The following is a 17,395-nucleotide window of genomic DNA, read 5'->3' on the forward strand; positions in this document are numbered from 1 at the left end:
ATAGATCGTAAGGACATTTTTATAGCCGGCGGGCATGGAAGGAGAGAATAGCAAATTAAACAGCCTGCCCGAGAACCTCGGGCAGGCTGTTTATATAAGAAAGAATTAGTTCACACGAAGGTCGTAACGATCCGCGTTCATCACTTTAACCCAAGCGGCCACAAAGTCGCGAACAAACTTCTCTCGGTTGTCGTCCTGCGCATACACTTCGGCAATCGCGCGAAGGATGGAGTTCGAGCCAAACACGAGATCCACTCGCGTTGCCGTGCGGTCAACCCGGCCAGTCGACTTGTTGCGACCGTAATAGATGCCGCCATCTCTAGGCTCCCACGCAATGTTCATGTCGAGCAGCTTCACGAAAAAGTCGTTGGTAAGAGTGCCCGCTCGGTCGGTGAACACGCCATGCTGGGTGCCGCCGTGGTTGGTGCCCAGCACGCGCAGGCCGCCGACAAGAACGGTCATTTCCGGCGCGGTCAGGTTCAGCAATTGTGCTTTGTCAACCAGAAGCTCTTCGGCGGATACGCTGTATTGCTTCTTCAGATAGTTGCGGAAGCCGTCGGCGACCGGCTCCAGGACCGCAAAGCTTTCTTCATCGGTTTGCTCCTGCGTGGCATCGCCGCGCCCCGGGGAGAATGGAACCGTGACGTTAAAGCCCGCATCGCGCGCGGCTTTTTCGACCGCGGCGCTGCCGCCCAGCACAATCAGGTCGGCGATGCTGACTTTTTTGTCCAAGTCCTCTTGAATGCCTTCGAGAATCGTCAGGACCTTAGTGAGCTGCTGCGGCTGATTGACTTCCCAATCCTGCTGCGGAGCAAGCCGGATACGGGCTCCGTTGGCGCCGCCGCGTTTATCCGAAATGCGGAAGGTGCTGGCCGACGCCCATGCCGTAGTGACCAGCTCGCTGACGGTGAGACCCGAATCCAAAATTTTAGTTTTCAGCTCGGCAATCTCTTCATCGGACAAGGTATAATCCACAGCCGGTACAACATCCTGCCAGATCAGCTCTTCGGTTGGAACTTCGGGTCCGAGATACCTGTCCCGGGGTCCCATGTCGCGGTGAGTCAGCTTAAACCACGCGCGGGCGAAAGCGTCCGCGAACTCCTCCGGATTCTGGTGGTAACGGCGGGAGATTTTTTCGTATTCGGGATCCACTCTCAAAGCCATGTCGGCCGTGGTCATTATGGTCCGAACACGGACGGATGCGTCTTCCGCGTCCGGCGCAAGATGATTCTCGTCAGGATTGACCGCTACCCAGATATGCGCGCCGGCAGGGCTCTTGGACAGCTCCCATTCGTAACCGAACAGCATATCGAAAAAGCCGTTGTCCCACTGGGTCGGATTTGGCGTCCACGCGCCTTCAACGCCGCTCGTGATGGCGTCGCGGCCTTTGCCGGAGCCATGCGAGCTTAGCCAGCCAAGACCTTGCGCTTCGAGTGGAGCTGCTTCCGGGTCAGGACCAACAAGAGAGGCGTCGCCAGCGCCGTGCGCCTTGCCAAAGGTATGCCCGCCGGCAACAAGCGCGACGGTTTCTTCATCGTTCATGCCCATGCGGCCGAACGTTTCGCGAATGTCGCGGGCGCTTCCGGCCGGATCGGGCTTACCGTTGGGACCTTCCGGGTTGACGTAGATGAGACCCATCTGTACGGCGGCAAGCGGATTTTCCAGATCCCGTTCGCCGGAGTAGCGATTGTCGCCCAGCCATTCCTTTTCGTTGCCCCAGTAAATATCTTCTTCCGGATGCCAGACGTCCTCGCGTCCGCCCCCGAATCCGAACGTCTTGCCGCCCATGGATTCAATGGCTACGTTGCCCGTCAGGATCATCAGGTCGGCCCAGGAAATTTTATTGCCGTATTTTTGCTTGATCGGCCAGAGCAGGCGGCGCGCTTTATCCAGGTTGCCGTTGTCCGGCCAGCTGTTAAGGGGAGCGAAGCGCTGCGTGCCGCTGCCGGCACCGCCGCGTCCGTCGCCGGTCCGGTATGTACCCGCGGAGTGCCAGGCCATGCGTATAAAGAACGGGCCGTAATGTCCGTAATCGGCAGGCCACCATTCCTGGCTGTCCTTCATTAAATGGCGAAGATCCTGTTTAAGGGCCTGGTAGTCAAGCTTGTTGAATTGTTCCGCGTAGTCAAAGTCTTCACCCATAGGATTCGATTTTCTGTCATGCTGGTGCAGAATGTTAAGGTTCAGCTGATTGGGCCACCAATCTCTATTTGAAGTACCACTAGATTTGAAGCTTGTAGCGCTTCCATGCATCACCGGGCATTTGCCTGCGTTAGGAACTGTAGCGTCCATCCAATCATCTCCTATTAGCTTTATTGAAGTAGCAAATGGTAGAAAAAAATTTGCACTTATCCTCTTTATAAAACGTTATCAAACCGAAATCAATCCAAGTTGCAAAAATTCATCCAATCTTCACGCAAATCTGATAATTTAACGGGATTACCGGGAAAAGAGGGACAAATAGAGAATATGTACGGCGCATGAAAAATAGACTATCAAGATTTTCTTGGCGATGATCGACATTTATCGGGATCTGTTCATTGAGATTTGTTTTACCCATATTACAATGGGATTTGATTGCGAGCATTGGTCCAATACGTCGTTGAATTGTATTATTTATCGTTGCGTTGCTGTATGTCCAAAGCTTACGTGTATGCCCTACACTGGATTTGCAGATGAGTTGGAAGCGCTTAAAGAGCGGAAGGTGGGACAAAAAAATAGGGGGAGTATTTCTCCATTTGCTCGGATGCAGCAAGTTTAGAAACAGCAGGTTGAATGTGACGATCCTCACATCAAAATGAAAAGCGTAAATAATGGAAATTATATGAAGTAAAAGGTTGAAATTCAGTTAATCGTTAAGTTTTTCCTCAAAGTTTACCGGGGATGACCTTATAGGTGTCTCCGGTTTTTTCCGTTTTATTCCCAAGCTGTCGCTCGAACTATTTCTTTAAAGGCAGGTGTGCAATGGTGCGTCTTTTTTCCATTCGAAGATACTTACCGTTTACTTATAAAATGATGATTCCCTATCTGGTACTGGTTTTCGTCACCGACATCGTTATTGGCTTCGTATCGTACGGCATGCTCGTGAAATCGCGCACCGAGGTTGCCGAGACGGGTATTCGGGCGGCACTCGAACAAACCAGAAACAATGCCGACTACAGAATGACCGAAATTCAGCGGATCTCGGACCTTCTGTTTGGCAACCTAGCCTTCCAGCAGGCTTTGCAGAAGCATGGAGACCGACTGGAAATGTATTACACGATGATTGATGACATCTTGCCGCAGCTCAATGCTCCGCTGGATTTGTACGGCAGTCCGATCCGGTTGACCCTATACGCCGTTAATCCGGACATAGGAGAGACGGGCAAGCAGTATGCCGACGAAACTCCGATTACCAAAAGCGAATATTTTGTGCAATCCTATTCCGCACTGAAGAACCGCACCTGGTTTCAGGAGCTAAAGACGAAAAGCAAGGATACGAACGTCTGGATCCAGGCCGACACGGATCATCAGCTGAACAACGTATCCCATATTAGGAAGCTTGTTTCATTCGGCGATTATCAGACCGTTATCGGCTATATCCGGATAACCGTCAACTTTGACGGTCTGCTTAGCAACTTGACGAAGTATCCGGATGAGCAGGGGCTAAGCCTGCGCGTCATCGACCGTGCCAATGATGATGAAGTTATATACTCGCGCACCCCGTCTTCGGCCTTGAAGAAGGACGAAGCTTACTTGAATCTGAGGGAAGACCTTGAAGAGACGCCTTTCGCCATCGAAATTCAGGTCCCTCACGATTACTTGAACAAGGATGCCAAGCGTCTCCAGCTTACGCTGGGCTTGATCTGCGCGATCAGCTTTGTCGTTATGGGAGCTATCGGCTTCGCCGTTGCCACTTTGTCCGGAAGAAGAATGAAGAGGATCGTTTCCCACGTACGTTCCTTCCAGGACGGCAATCTCGACCGTAGGCTTATGATGAGCGGCAATGACGAATTTGTGCTTATCGCTCATTCCTTCAATAATATGGCTGCCAGTATCGAGAACCTGATTCAAGATGTGTACAGGCAGGGCATCCGGAGGAAGCAGGCGGAGCTTGAGGCGCTTCAGGCGCAGATCAATCCCCATTTTCTATACAATACGCTGTCGACGATCAGCAGTCTGAACAATCTGGGCAAAACAAAGGAAGTTACCGAAATGGTGAAGAAGCTCTCCCGGTTCTACCGGCTTACGCTGAACAACGGACAGGTGCTTATTCCGCTTCACAAGGAGCTCGAGCAGGTTCAAGCTTATCTCGATATCCAGAAGGTCAAATACGCAGACTCGTTTAAGGTGTACGTAGACATGGAGCCGGAAGTAAGCGAGGTCAGAATCATCAAGCTTCTGTATCAGCCATTCGTTGAGAATATATTTAAGCATGCCTGGTTTGGCGAGACGATTGCCATTCGACTAACGGCGCGGCGTGTTGGAAACAATCTTGAGCTGAAAATAATCGATACCGGAATCGGCATGAGGCAAGAGACGATTGATCGCGTGCGGCGAAGCACGACGCCCTCTAACGCTTACGGCTACAAGAATGTGGAGGAAAGAATCAAGCTGCGTTACGGCCACGAATACGGCGTGCAAATCGCGAGCGTGTATGGCGGAGGTACGACCGTGAGGCTGCAGCTTCCCATTCAGACGGAAGCAAGCGAAATGAATGACGAGCCGAGCTACACCGGGAAAAAGGAGAATAAATAAATGGACATCACGATGCTGCTTGTGGATGACGAAGCGATAGATTTGGAATGGCTGCAGGTAAGGGTGGAGAATGGCGGGTTTAAAGACCTGCGGGTCGTAGGTACCGCCAAGAGCGGGTTCGCCGCGCTTTCCATTATGGAGCAAGAGAGAATCGACATCATTCTGACGGATATACGCATGCCGATTATGTCGGGCATCGAGTTTGCACGGAGAGCAAAGGAGCTTCATCCCGACGTTCGCATTGTCTTCATAAGCGGGCACGAAGATTTCAATTATGCCAAAGAAGCCATTCAGTTGAAAGCCTATGACTATTTGCTTAAGCCTGTCGATGATCGGGATTTGGAAACAACGGTGACCGGGGTATGCGCCAAGGTAAAAGAGGACCGCCGCAACCGGTCCACCGTGCAGGAGGCGCTGCCATACGTGCAGCGGGAATTGCTGCTGCGGTGGTTCCGCGAGGCCTCTCCCAGCCCCGTCGAGGAACGCGTAGCGCAATTCCTTGCGCCCTATCTGGACGCGGGAGTTGCGGCCATCCTCGTCGAGACCGACGATCTGGAGCGGTACGCCAAGGAGATGTCCGTTGAGGGGAAACGCGAGCTGTGGCTTAAAGTAGAGGACTTCCTGAAAGACTTCGCCCAAAAAGAAGGGTTAGGCGAGCTTATGCACGGGTTTGACAACCGCTTCGTGCTTCTGGCAGCGGACGCGGATCATGCCTTGGAGAAAATGATTCGCGAATTCAAAGCGGCATTTCCGTTTACGATCACGATTGGTCTTGGAGATCGTGCATATCGGGCAGAGGAACTGCACGACTCTTACCGGCAAGCGGAGGCGGCGCTTAGCATCAAGTGGATAATGGGCAAGGACAGGGTGATACGGGATGCTTCGTCGCGCTCGTTAGGGTCCCCGGCGGCGGCTGGCACCGATAAGCATGTGAATGACATGCTGCAGGCGATTCTCGACTATGATCTGGTCAAAATCGACGATTGCCTCGTGGCGTTATTTTGGCACGGCTATGGTCCTCTTCGCAAGAGCGAGGCCTATGACCTGATCGTTCGCATTACGTCCAAGCTGCATAGTGATTTGCAGCTTCTGAACGAGGATTTATACGGTCTCTTGAACTGGGAAGCCCAACAACCGGACATGCTTTTCGAATTCGAGACGATGAACGATATCGTGTCATGGCTGAGAAGGCGTTTCTTCGAACTGTCGGAGCTCCTGTTCAACAAGCGGCGCAAGAAGGACAGGAAGCTTATCGCCGACATTATAGGCTATATGGAGGAGCACTTGGTCCAAAAGGTCACGCTGAAGGAGGTAGCTGCCCAATTTCATTTTACGCCCAATTACCTGGGGTTTCTCTTTAAGGAAGAGACCGGGGTCGCATTCAGCGACTACCTGAATGACATAAGAATCAGGAAGGCAAGCGTCATGCTGGACGATCCAAGGCTGAAGGTCTATGAAATTGCCGAGAGGGTAGGCTATAAGAACGTCATTTACTTTAACCGCATGTTCAAACAGGCCACTGGCATGACGCCGGGCGAATACCGGAAAAAGAAAAAAATCTAAACACGAACGTGGATTTGTTTTAGTTTTAGTTGCTCGGCTTACTTATGTCGAATCTTGTCCTTTTTTTATAATAAAGGCACAGACATAAGAAAGGAGTAGAGCGTAAATGACTGAAAGACGCCATACCTTCTGGCGCGATATCGTGAAATACCGAACGCTGCTATTGATGATATCACCGGCCGTTCTGCTGATCCTGCTATTCTCGTACGTACCGATGGCTGGAATCGTGATCGCCTTCAAGCAGTTCGATTACAAAGGCGGCATCTTCGGAAGTCCTTGGATCGGATTGGATAATTTTAAATTTTTCTTTCAATCCGGCGATGCCTGGCGCGTAACGAGAAATACCGCTTTGTACAACATCGGCTTTATGGTGCTCAGCAATGTGCTGCAGATCGCCGCAGCCATCCTGCTGTTTGAAGTCGGAGGCAAATGGTTCCGTAAAATTATGCAATCCGCTCTGTTCCTGCCGTACTTCATCTCCTGGGTTGTCGTAGGCTCGATCGCTTACAACTTCTTCAGCTACGACGTGGGCACAATCAACAGTGTATTGACATCTTTGGGTTTGGAACGGATCGATATCTATAATACCCCATCCTATTGGCCGTATATTCTGTTGTTCTTCCACACCTGGAAGACCCTTGGGTACGGCACGGTGATGTACCTGGCCGCAATCACGGCCATTGATACCGAGATGTATGAAGCAGCCGAAATGGACGGAGCAAACGTGTTTCAGCGCATTATGAAGGTTACGGTTCCAAATCTTGCGCCTACCTTCATCATCCTGATGCTCCTGGCTGTAGGCAATATTTTCCGCGGGGACTTCGGAATGTTCTATAACATGGTAGGCAATAACGGCATGCTGTTCTCCGCAACCGACGTCATTGACACGTTTGTCTTCCGCCTTCTGATGGATACCAACGACTTCGGCATGTCTTCGGCAGCAGGCGTTTACCAATCGGTGCTTGGTTTTGTAACCATCCTGTCCGTAAACTACGCCGTACGCAAATACGACAAAGATCGCGCATTATTCTAAACGGGGAGGGACAACAAAATGAGTGGAGCGGCTGCTAGACGCCAACAGAAGGACAAGCTTCTGCTTGCCATCATTGGTTACGTAACGTTGGCGGTGTTTGCGCTAATCTGTATCGTGCCATTCGTCATTATTCTGTCGTCTTCGTTCTCCGATGAAGAAGCGATCCGAATGCACGGTTATACCTTAATTCCTACGATTTTCTCAACGGATGCCTATCGGATGATTTTTAAATACCCTGATGACATTCTGCAGTCTTACGGGGTAACGATAACCGTCACCGCAATCGGTACGGCGGTTGGAGTATTCCTGACAGCCATGACGGCATACGTGCTTTGCCGCAAAGATTTCAAGTGGCGCAATCATTTCGCATTCTATTTCTTCTTTACGACGTTGTTCAGCGGCGGGCTTGTTCCTTGGTACCTGCTTATCGTGAACTATCTGGATATGAAAAATACTTTGGCGGCCCTTATCATTCCATCGCTGATCAATGTGTTTTATATCATGGTCATGCGGGCGTTCCTTGCCGGTATACCGGATGCGATATCCGAATCGGCCAAAATCGACGGCGCCGGTGATTTCCGGATTTTCATTAGTCTCATTCTCCCTCTTTCCAAGCCGGCACTCGCAACAGTAGGACTGTTTCTGGCGCTTGGCCACTGGAACGATTGGTATAGCGCGCTTCTGTTTATTTCCGACGACAAGCTCATGCCGCTGCAATATTACTTGTATCAGATGCTCGGCAACCTTGAAGGCATGCGTAAAGCGATGCTTGGAGCCGGTGGAGTAGTGGACGCCAATATTCCGGGAGAAAATTTGAAGATGGCGATGACGGTGGTCGCGTGCGGCCCGATCCTGTTCGCTTATCCGTTTATTCAGAAATACTTTGTGCAAGGCTTAACGATTGGCGCGGTAAAAGGATAAACACAGGGCAACCTGGTTTATTATAAAGTTTTCCTGGCATTCATACATTTAAGGGGGAAGGCATCATGATGAAGAAAAAATGGGGTCTGGCGCTGTCTAGCGTACTGGCAGCATCGATGATTCTCAGCGCATGCGGCAACAGCGGCAACAACGAAGCAGCAAGCAATAATGCAGGCAACAAAAACGGCAATGCGTCAACAAGCCCGGCTGCTGACGACAAGGTCGACACATCCCAGGCGGTTAAGCTGAAGATGATCATGCTTGGACCAAAACCGGCAGATTATGATCAAGTATTTGGCGAAATCAACAAGCAGCTTCAGGAAAAAGTAAACGCAACCTTGGATACGGAGTTCCTCGACTGGTCCGACTGGTCGCAGAAGTATCCGCTAAAGTTCGCGGCAGGCGAAGACTTCGACCTTATTTATACCTCGAACTGGGCGCAGTACAACCAGCAGGCGCTTAAGGGCGGCTTCCTCGAGCTGACGGACGATCTGCTCGAGAAATACATGCCGCAGACTTGGGCTGCCATGCCTAAAGTGAAGTGGGACCAAGCCAAAATTAATGGCAAAGTGTACATGGTGCCGCAAAACCAAAACACCGAATTTACCGACAAGCTTATTTTGTACCGCGGCGATCTGCTCGAGAAATACAACCTGCAGCCGATTAATAGCCCAGAGACCTACAAGGCATATCTGGAAGCGGTAGCGAAGAACGAGAAAGGCATCACGCCATACGGTCTCGAAGCTAGCGATTCCAAAACGCATAACCTGGACAAGCAGCTTTTGCTGCAGAAGAATGGCTGGAACATGCTCGGCGATGTACCGCTCGCTTATAAAGTAGACGATCCAAAAGGTCAAGTATTCAATATCTATGATACGCCTGAGTTTAAAGATCTGCTTGCTTATTACAAAGAGCTCGCCGACAATGGCGGCTGGTCGCGCAACGCCTTGACTAACAAAGGCGATACAACAGGCGATTTCAAGGCGGGCAAAGTAGCTTCGATGTCTCATAACGTAACGGCGCTTGGCGGAATCCTGGCAACCGTGAACAAAGATCATCCGGAATGGAAAGCGGCGCTTGCGGACTTGACTCCGGACAGCAAGAAATCGGAAGCGATTTCGACGCAAAACGGTGTTGCCGTGCATGCAACCTCCAAAAATCCGGAGCGTGCTCTGATGGTGCTCGACTTGCTTCAAAACGACAAGACGCTTCACGATTTGATCATGTACGGTATTTCCGGTACGCATTACGAGCCGGTTGGCGATAACCAATACACCAAAACGGACAAATTCGGCGATTTCAACAGCTTCTCGAACTGGGCTTGGAACTCCCCGCTGAACCGTGTGGATACCACGTTCCCGCAAGCGGCGCAGGACGTTCAGAAGAAATGGTCGGCACAAGTGTACCACTACCCGCTTGAAACGTTCGTTTTTGATAACTCGAAAGTACTGAACGAAGTAACAAACGTCGGCAACGTAATGATGCGCTACGGCGTGCCTTTGGAATACGGTCTGATTCCGGATACGGCGAAAGGTCTCGACACGCTGCAGAAACAGCTGAAAGCAGCCGGCATCGACAAAATTCAAGCTGAACTGCAAAGTCAAATTGACGCTTTCCTGGCTAACCAAGCTAAGTAAGGACAAGATGTTCAATCAAACAGGATGCAAAGCGCTGGCGCTTTGCATCCTGTTTCTTGCAGGAGAGAATGGAGGACTGGCGAAATGAGAGAAGAAACAGTGAAATCCGATATTACGGTAGTTGGAGGAGGTTTGGCCGGCGTATGCGCGGCTATTGCTGCCGCCCGTCTTGGACAAACGGTATCGCTTGTCCAGAACCGTCCTGTTCTCGGCGGCAATTCTAGCAGCGAGGTCAGGGTTTGGGTATGCGGCGCGACCGGTCACGGGGTAAACCGTTACGCCAGGGAGACCGGCATTATGGGCGAGTTGTTCGTAGAGAACCAGTATCGGAACAAAGAGGGCAATCCGTATCTGTGGGATTTGGTCGTGCTCGAGAAGGTGCGGGCGGAACCCAATATCCGTCTGTTTCTGAATACCGATGTTCATGAGGTTGAAGCATATGGCGACAAGGAGAACCGGGTTATTCGATCCGCAACCGGCTGGATGATGGGCTCGGAGCGACGGATTGTCTTTGAAAGCGAATATTTCCTTGATTGTACGGGCGACGGACTGCTCGGGTTCCTTGCAGGCGCCGAGTTCCGGATTGGACGGGAGGCGCGTTCGGAGTTTAATGAAGAATGGGCACCGGAAATCGCGGACGATATTACGCTCGGCAGCACCATTCTGTTCTATACGAAGGATGCGGGCAAGCCGGTCAAATATATCGCTCCAAGCTTTGCAAAGGATATTACGAAGACAACGCTTCCGATGAAGCGCGTCATCCGAAGCGGCGATTCGGGCTGCGACTATTGGTGGATCGAATTCGGCGGCGAGCTTGACACGGTAACCGAAAACGAGGCTATCCGTGACGAGCTGTGGTCGGTTATTTACGGTATTTGGGATTATATCAAGAACTCCGGCAAATTCGACGCCGATCATATGACGCTGGAATGGGTCGGAGCGCTTCCTGGCAAACGCGAATACCGCCGGTTTGTCGGCGATTATATATTGAACCAGAATGATATTATTGCTCAGACCCGTTTCGAAGACGGTGTGGCGTTCGGCGGCTGGTCGATTGACCTTCACCCGCCGCAGGGGATGTATTCCCTCGAAGGCGGCTCCAAGCATATGCACCCGGATGGTATTTATACGATTCCTTTCCGATCGCTATATTCCCGCAACGTAAGCAACCTGCTGTTTGCCGGACGCAATATAAGCGCATCACACGTGGCATTCGGCACAACAAGGGTGATGGCTACATGCGCCGCGATAGGCGAGGCGGCCGGTACCGGCGCAGCTTTATGCGTGCAAAAAGGCGTAACGCCTAGAACGTTATACCGCGAGCACCTGCAGGATCTGCGCCAAACCCTGCTGAAAAGCGACGCTTCGGTTATCGGCTATTCCAACGAGGATCATGAGGATCTGGCCCGTAAGGCCCGCGTAACCGCTTCGAGCGAATGGAAGCAGCTTGCCTTGGAAGCAGGCAAGGATACCTACCTTCTGGATAAGGACATTGCGTTAATCGTCCCGCTAGAACCGGGTATGGACGCTATTTCGTTCCTTGTTAACAGCGGGGAAAAGACCGGGCTCACCGCCGAGCTGTGGAATACGGGGCGCGAGGAGCGTTACATCCCAAGCAGACAGATCGCCGTGGCCAGCGTTAAGATCGAAGCGGGAGAAGGGCAGTGGATCCGCTTCCCGCTCACTTGGTACCCGGACCGTCCACAGAACGGTTTCGTTATATTGCGGGAGAACCCGCTTGTTTCCGTTCAGATGGCAGCTCGCCCTCAAACCGGAATGATCATGCTTGAGAATCGCAGCAAGGAAGAAAAGAAGCCGGATGCCGTTAAGGTATGGGCTCAACAGCGCGTCTTTCGTAAGCTGCCAGCCATTCGCGTCGAACCGGAGACAACGGCTTTCTCACCTGAGAAAGCAATTGACGGGGTAACCCGCCCTTATGGCGGACCGCATATGTGGCTGTCCGAACCGATCATGGAAGGCCGCGAGGTATGGCTGCAGCTGACCTGGCCGGTACAAATTGTTGCGGGTGAAATTCACGTGACTTTTAATGATGATGTTAATGAAGACCTTATTAATCTGCATCATCATGAAACCCCGTTTCAAGTCATGCCCGAGCTGGTGAAAGACTATCGCATTGAAGCGCTGGCCGGAGGAGAATGGATCGAAATCACGCGCGGACAAAGCAACCGCGTGAGGAAGGTTGTTCATACGCTGGACCAGACGATTGTTACTAACCAAATCCGAATTGTGGTGGAATCAACAAACGGCAGCCCGCATGCCGAAATTATTGAATTGCGCGTTTATGAATATTAAATGAAAGCAGGTGCATAAGGTGGGTCTTGCACGATTTGTTCGAAAGCATCCATCCGTATGGGAATGGGGGCAGGGCACAAGCATTATCTGGCATCCTGCGGAAGTTGAGAATCATTACGAGCATCCTTATCAATCCTTTTGCTATTTTCGCAAAAGCTTTGCATTAGATCAGGATGAAGCCGTAACAGGCAAGCTGAGTATATTTGCCGATTCTCGGTATATCTTATACGTGAACGGAATATACGCGGGAAGAGGACCTTGCCGGAGCGATCCCCGCTGGCAGTATGTCGATGAGCTGGACGTTACGGGGCTGCTTAACGCCGGAACGAACACGATAGCGGTTATGGTCTTGTATTACGGTTACGGGACGGGGCAGTCCATTGACCGCATTCCTGCATTGGCCGCGGAGCTGAAGGTTACTCTCCCGGAGCAGGAAAATGTAATCATCGGAACCGATTCCTCCTGGGTTTGCCGTCTGTCTGATGCTTACGATTCCCGCTCTCCGCGGATAAACGGCTGTCAGGGACCCATTGAAGTTTATGATGCCAGGCAAGAACCCGAAGGCTGGCAGCTGCCGGGCTTTGACGAGGAGGGATGGCAGAAAGCCAAGACGCGCGGAATCGGTTTATCGCCTTTCTGGAACTTCGGAAGGAGACCGATTCCTCTCATGGAAGAGAAGGAGTTGGATGCTCTCAGGCTGGTAAGCCGGGGTAGCGTCCGCCAGCTTGCGGAACCTTCGGGAAGACTGCATCTGGATATCATCGAAGAAACAAAAAATATGAAAATCAATCTCTTATCCTCAACTCCGTACAACATCTCGTCGAAGCAGGCTTCACATGGCGAGTTTGAGGTGCTGACCTATGATTTTGGCAGGATTGAGCCAGGCTATCTTCAGCTGGATGTAACGGGAACAGACGGTACAATCGTTGATATTGTCTATGCCGAAGAGCTGTGGAAGGGCAAGGCGCTTCTTAACGTCAATAATAACCGTTCCATTGACAGGTTTATTCTTAAAGAGGGCTGGCAGCGGCTCGAGGTCCGGTTCGGCTGGAAAGCATGCCGCTTTGTCCAGTTAAGAATAAGACATGCCGATTCCCGTTCGATTATGCTGCATCGCGTTGGAATGCGAACTCGCAAATATCCGATTGATCAACCCGCCGTCTTCCAGTGCAGCGATGAGCGGCTCCAGAAAATCTGGGACATCTCCGAGCATACGATCCGGATTTGCATGCAGGATGCCTTCGTCGATTCACCAAGCCGAGAGCAGCAGCAATGGATGGGGGACGGGCGTTGGCAAGGGCTGTATCAGACCTATTATTCCGGTGACGGAAGGCTGCACCGCAAGCTGCTGGAGCAGGTCGGACAATCGCAGGACTGGCAGGGCATGACGGCTCAGCGTTATCCGGACGGCCATCACAATTATCCGCCGATCCCTTCCTTCTGCCTGCATTGGGTTAGTTCTTTTAACGAGTATATGGATGCTTACGGGGATGACGGGCTGCTCATTGAATGGTGGCCCAATATCGTTCAGGCGCTCCGCTGGTTCTCGGGCTTCGAGAACCGGGAGGGGTTGCTGGAAAACGTCCCTTATTGGGCCTATATAGACGCCGGCGAAGCGCCGCTTGGCCGGTGGCCGGATGTAGAGCGGGGGGGAATCGTAACCTCGCTGAATCTGCTCTATTTGGAAGCGATGCAAAACGCCGCGAAATACGCCAAACTTGTCGACGATCGGGAAGCCGAGGCCTATTACAGGAAAGCCGCAGGCAGCCTGGCTAACAGTATTCGGCAATATTTATGGTTGCCGGACAGCGGCGCATACACGGAGTGCCTCGTAAACGGTGAAGCCAGCCGCTTCTATAGCGAATCAGCCAACGCCTTGGCCCTGCTTGTTCTGCATGAGGCGGGAGATGAACGCAGTGAAACGATCTACAGGTCAGTGTTCGCTCCGGAAGCGGACGGGATATCGATTAAGGCAAGCCCTTTCTTTATGACGGTTGTGTACAGGGCTCTCATGAAGCTTATGCGGGAAGACCGTATGCTTGAGCTGGTGAGAGAGCGATACGGCAGGATGATTGATGCCGGCGCTGCTTCGGTTTGGGAATGGTGGGATTTATTTTACGGGAACGAGCATAAGGAAGACATTTCCTTTAGTTCCGCCTGCCATGCATGGGGCAGTATGCCGGTCTATATGTTTCTTCATAGCATCCTTGGCATTCAGCCTTCGGAAGCCAATAAGAGGGTAGTTATCATACAGCCAAAGCTGCCGAAAGATTTAATGTGGGCGGCAGGCTCTATTCCAACAACATTTGGGCCTTTGGCGGTTCGGGTGGAACGGCTTTTGACAGCATTGGATACAGGTTGCCTAGAAATAACCGTACCGCAAGGAGTCAAGGCTATATGCGGAGATGTCGTTTACGGTCAAGGCAAACACGTAATCGATAATTGGATATTTCATTAAGACCTAAGACGAATATAATTTTCCGTCAGCCCGAATAACGGGCTGGCTTTTTTTTGCGCAAACGGCATGAAAACTAGAAATTGCTACAACTTTTACTGTCGAAACGGTTTCGAATCGGGGTGAGCCATGCTACAATGTAGGCAAGTAAACCGCTTTACTCATTTAGGCTGATGATTGTGATAACGCTTACATTGCAGAGTCGGGCGTGGCAGGAGGAAAAACATGCTCAAGCTGAACAATTGGTATATACGACTGCTCGTTTCCTATTTTCCGATCCTGGTGCTGACCGTATCCATGATCATTTTCTTGTCTTTTATCGCAGTAAATGAAATATCCCGGTCCGAGACGGCCAAGGCTGACCGGATTACGACCGGATATGTCGTAGACAGCGTGGAACGGTCCATTCACGAAGTGGAATTTAATGTGCTGGGAGAGGTCGAGTCGAACAAGAGCTATGCGGCTTATTTGAACGGCTCGTCCGAATCCACGACGATCAAATATAACGTGGTTCACAGCTTGCGGTCGCTGATCGAGGATAACGATCTGGTCGAATCGATTTACTTATACAGGAAGTCGGATAATATTGTACTGACGTCGAGCGGCGAGACCGAATTGTCCGAGTTTGGCGACCGGGACTTCCTGAGCAAGGCGGAGGAATCCCGCGAGTACAAGGGCTGGTCGGCAAGCCGCGAATTTAAGGAATACGACGGCTTGAAGCCGGTAAAAGTCATTTCGATGTACAAGGAGACGCCGCTTCCTTTCGGCAAGGACGGCATTCTCGTCATTAACATCAATCTCTACAATGTCGGGCAGATGATCGGAAGCATGACCAACCATCAGGTATCGTTCATGCGAATTACCGATGCGGCGAAGCAGCCCGTGTACCCGGGGGATGACGGCTCGGCCTCGGGCGGCAACGTGCTGACTACGATTACCTCGCAGCCGCTTGGATGGACCTTCGAGAGCGGTCTTCAAGCCGGTCATTTGATGAGCTGGGTATCGGTTGTCTCGTATGTATGGGTCATTATCGCCGTTCTGACGTTTGGAGCTGCCATTGTTTATATTATTTGGGTTACCCGGCGAAATTATAAGCCGATCAGACTCATGATGAACCGGATTCAAGCGCTGCACCTGCGGGGGAGCGACGGCACGGCGGTAAAGCTGGATGATCTGACGATGATTGACCGCGCGCTCGAGAATCTTATCGTTCAATCGCGCGATCACGAGAAGGAGCAGCGCGAAAGCGTCGTGCTTCAGCGCAGACAGCTGTTTAATGAGTTAATAAGCGGACAGCGCAGCGATCAGTTGATGGAACGGCTTCGCAGGCTGAAGCTTTTGCCGGATAAGGGACGATTCGCGGTGATGGTCGTCAAGCTGAACAAGTACGAGGAATTCCAGGCGGATAATACGCTTCATGAGCAGAATGTATTAAAGTTCGCGCTCGGCAACGTGATGCAGGAGCTGGCGAATAACGAAGGCCTGCAAGGCTGGGGAGAATGGTCGGCATCCGACCGGATTACGTTCGTATTCGCATCCGCTGAAGGAGCTGCCGTAACGGAGATGCTGAATCAGCTTCGCCGGACCGCCATCGTGGCAAGGGAATGGGTAGAGGGGCATTTGCGATTTAATCTTTCCCTCGGCATTGGCTCCATCGTTGAGGACTGGAACGGAATCGGAGGCTCCTATCGCAAAGCGCTGAACGGCATGGAATATCAATTCGCCATCGGCCGGGATGCGGTTACGTTCAGCGGGGATATCCCTCAGGATCAACCGCGCGGCATGTTTAATTACACGCAGCAATGCACCAATTGCGTGCAGGAATTCCGGCTGACCAATGAAGGCTGGCGGGATACGTTTGAGCAGCTGTTCAAGCATTTCGAGACGGATGTCATGAAAGACGAGGATATTTTATCGCTAATCCAGCTTTTCCTGCAGATGCTGAGCCGCGAGCTGAAGGAGCTGTCGGATACGCTGAACGAATGCCTGGACGAGGCCCGGATTGCGGAGGTGCTCGCAGGTCTAAGAGGCGCGGCAACGCTTGGCGAGATGAAGGAACAGCTGTCGGATTATTTGGTGCAGGTCTATGATACCTATGTTGCGATGAGCCAGACCAAAGGCTATAAGACAATGATCACCGAGATTAGAGCTTATATCCAAGAGAACTTTGCCGATCCGGATTTGTCTCTCAAGCATTTAAGCGACAAGTTCGAAATATCCGGCAAATACGCCAGCCACTTGTTCAAGCTGGAGTACGATATGAAATTCGTCGATTTTCTCGTGCAGCTTCGGATGCAGCAGGCGGAGCGTCTGCTCGCCGAAACGGACGAGACGGTACAAAATATTGCCCTTCAGGTTGGTTATGCTAACTCTATAACGTTCGGACGGGTGTTCAAACGGCTGACCGGCGTAACGCCGGGCGAATTCCGCAAGCTGAAGATGCGCCCTTCCGCGGCTCTTATTGGCGCACAGGGCAATCGAGACGAGTCCATCGCGGATGATGAGGCTAACGATTAATGGATTAAGACAGCGGCGTTCCGGATAAGCAATCTATTCGGACAGCCGCTGTCTTCTTTTATGATCACGGCTGTGCCGTCAGCCGGAACGCAAAAGTTTATCGCGGGAAACGGCTTTATTACGGGCTTTTTGCTATACGGTTTATGTCGGGAAAATGATTTATTCTAACCGCCGAAAGCCTTATAGGGCAAGGCATTGGCGGAATGGTTTGCATCGCCG

At 51.6% G+C, this 17,395-nt stretch carries 9 protein-coding genes; 8 read left to right on the forward strand and 1 reads right to left on the reverse strand.

Annotated elements, in window-relative coordinates; genetic code table 11:
* Positions 1-105: 105 nt before the first annotated feature.
* On the reverse strand, positions 106-2,292 hold the full coding sequence (gene katG / locus FHT67_RS02240; RefSeq protein ID WP_167195248.1) for a catalase/peroxidase HPI: 2,187 nt from the start codon (positions 2,290-2,292) through the stop codon (positions 106-108).
* A gap of 720 nt (positions 2,293-3,012) precedes the next feature.
* On the opposite strand from katG, the gene FHT67_RS02245 reads away from it, so the two are divergent.
* The 8 genes from FHT67_RS02245 to FHT67_RS02280 all read left to right on the forward strand — a co-directional run bounded on the left by FHT67_RS02245 (position 3,013) and on the right by FHT67_RS02280 (position 17,176).
* Positions 3,013-4,737: a sensor histidine kinase gene (locus FHT67_RS02245; protein WP_243866870.1), complete on the forward strand. Its 1,725-nt coding sequence runs from the start codon at positions 3,013-3,015 to the stop codon at positions 4,735-4,737.
* Entirely contained in the window at positions 4,738-6,300 is a 1,563-nt protein-coding gene (locus tag FHT67_RS02250; protein WP_167195254.1) for a response regulator transcription factor, read from the forward strand.
* A 106-nt stretch (positions 6,301-6,406) separates the two neighbouring features.
* Positions 6,407-7,333: an ABC transporter permease gene (locus FHT67_RS02255; protein WP_132303503.1), complete on the forward strand. Its 927-nt coding sequence runs from the start codon at positions 6,407-6,409 to the stop codon at positions 7,331-7,333.
* Between the two features lie 18 nt (positions 7,334-7,351).
* Positions 7,352-8,254: a carbohydrate ABC transporter permease gene (locus FHT67_RS02260; protein ID WP_167195257.1), complete on the forward strand. Its 903-nt coding sequence runs from the start codon at positions 7,352-7,354 to the stop codon at positions 8,252-8,254.
* A 65-nt stretch (positions 8,255-8,319) separates the two neighbouring features.
* Positions 8,320-9,891 (forward strand): extracellular solute-binding protein, encoded by a 1,572-nt coding sequence (locus FHT67_RS02265; protein WP_167195260.1) that lies wholly within the window; start codon positions 8,320-8,322, stop codon positions 9,889-9,891.
* An 84-nt stretch (positions 9,892-9,975) separates the two neighbouring features.
* Positions 9,976-12,204, forward strand: coding sequence for an FAD-dependent oxidoreductase (locus tag FHT67_RS02270; RefSeq protein ID WP_167195263.1), 2,229 nt, complete (start codon positions 9,976-9,978; stop codon positions 12,202-12,204).
* Between the two features lie 19 nt (positions 12,205-12,223).
* On the forward strand, positions 12,224-14,662 hold the full coding sequence (locus tag FHT67_RS02275) for a family 78 glycoside hydrolase catalytic domain (protein WP_167195266.1): 2,439 nt from the start codon (positions 12,224-12,226) through the stop codon (positions 14,660-14,662).
* Between the two features lie 222 nt (positions 14,663-14,884).
* Positions 14,885-17,176, forward strand: coding sequence for a helix-turn-helix domain-containing protein (locus FHT67_RS02280; protein ID WP_167195269.1), 2,292 nt, complete (start codon positions 14,885-14,887; stop codon positions 17,174-17,176).
* Positions 17,177-17,395 lie beyond the last annotated feature (219 nt).

Origin of the sequence: Paenibacillus sp. BK720 (assembly GCF_011761545.1) — a bacterium.
In the GTDB taxonomy this organism is placed as follows: Bacteria; Bacillota; Bacilli; order Paenibacillales; family Paenibacillaceae; genus Pristimantibacillus.

Coding starts and splice junctions, on each gene's coding strand:
- FHT67_RS02260 (WP_167195257.1), top strand. CDS start 7,352: ATGAGTGGAGCGGCTGCTAGACGCCAACAGAAGGACAAGCTTCTGCTT.
- FHT67_RS02280 (WP_167195269.1), top strand. CDS start 14,885: ATGCTCAAGCTGAACAATTGGTATATACGACTGCTCGTTTCCTATTTT.
- FHT67_RS02270 (WP_167195263.1), top strand. CDS start 9,976: ATGAGAGAAGAAACAGTGAAATCCGATATTACGGTAGTTGGAGGAGGT.
- FHT67_RS02265 (WP_167195260.1), top strand. CDS start 8,320: ATGATGAAGAAAAAATGGGGTCTGGCGCTGTCTAGCGTACTGGCAGCA.
- katG (WP_167195248.1), bottom strand. CDS start 2,292: ATGGACGCTACAGTTCCTAACGCAGGCAAATGCCCGGTGATGCATGGA.
- FHT67_RS02255 (WP_132303503.1), top strand. CDS start 6,407: ATGACTGAAAGACGCCATACCTTCTGGCGCGATATCGTGAAATACCGA.
- FHT67_RS02250 (WP_167195254.1), top strand. CDS start 4,738: ATGGACATCACGATGCTGCTTGTGGATGACGAAGCGATAGATTTGGAA.
- FHT67_RS02245 (WP_243866870.1), top strand. CDS start 3,013: ATGATGATTCCCTATCTGGTACTGGTTTTCGTCACCGACATCGTTATT.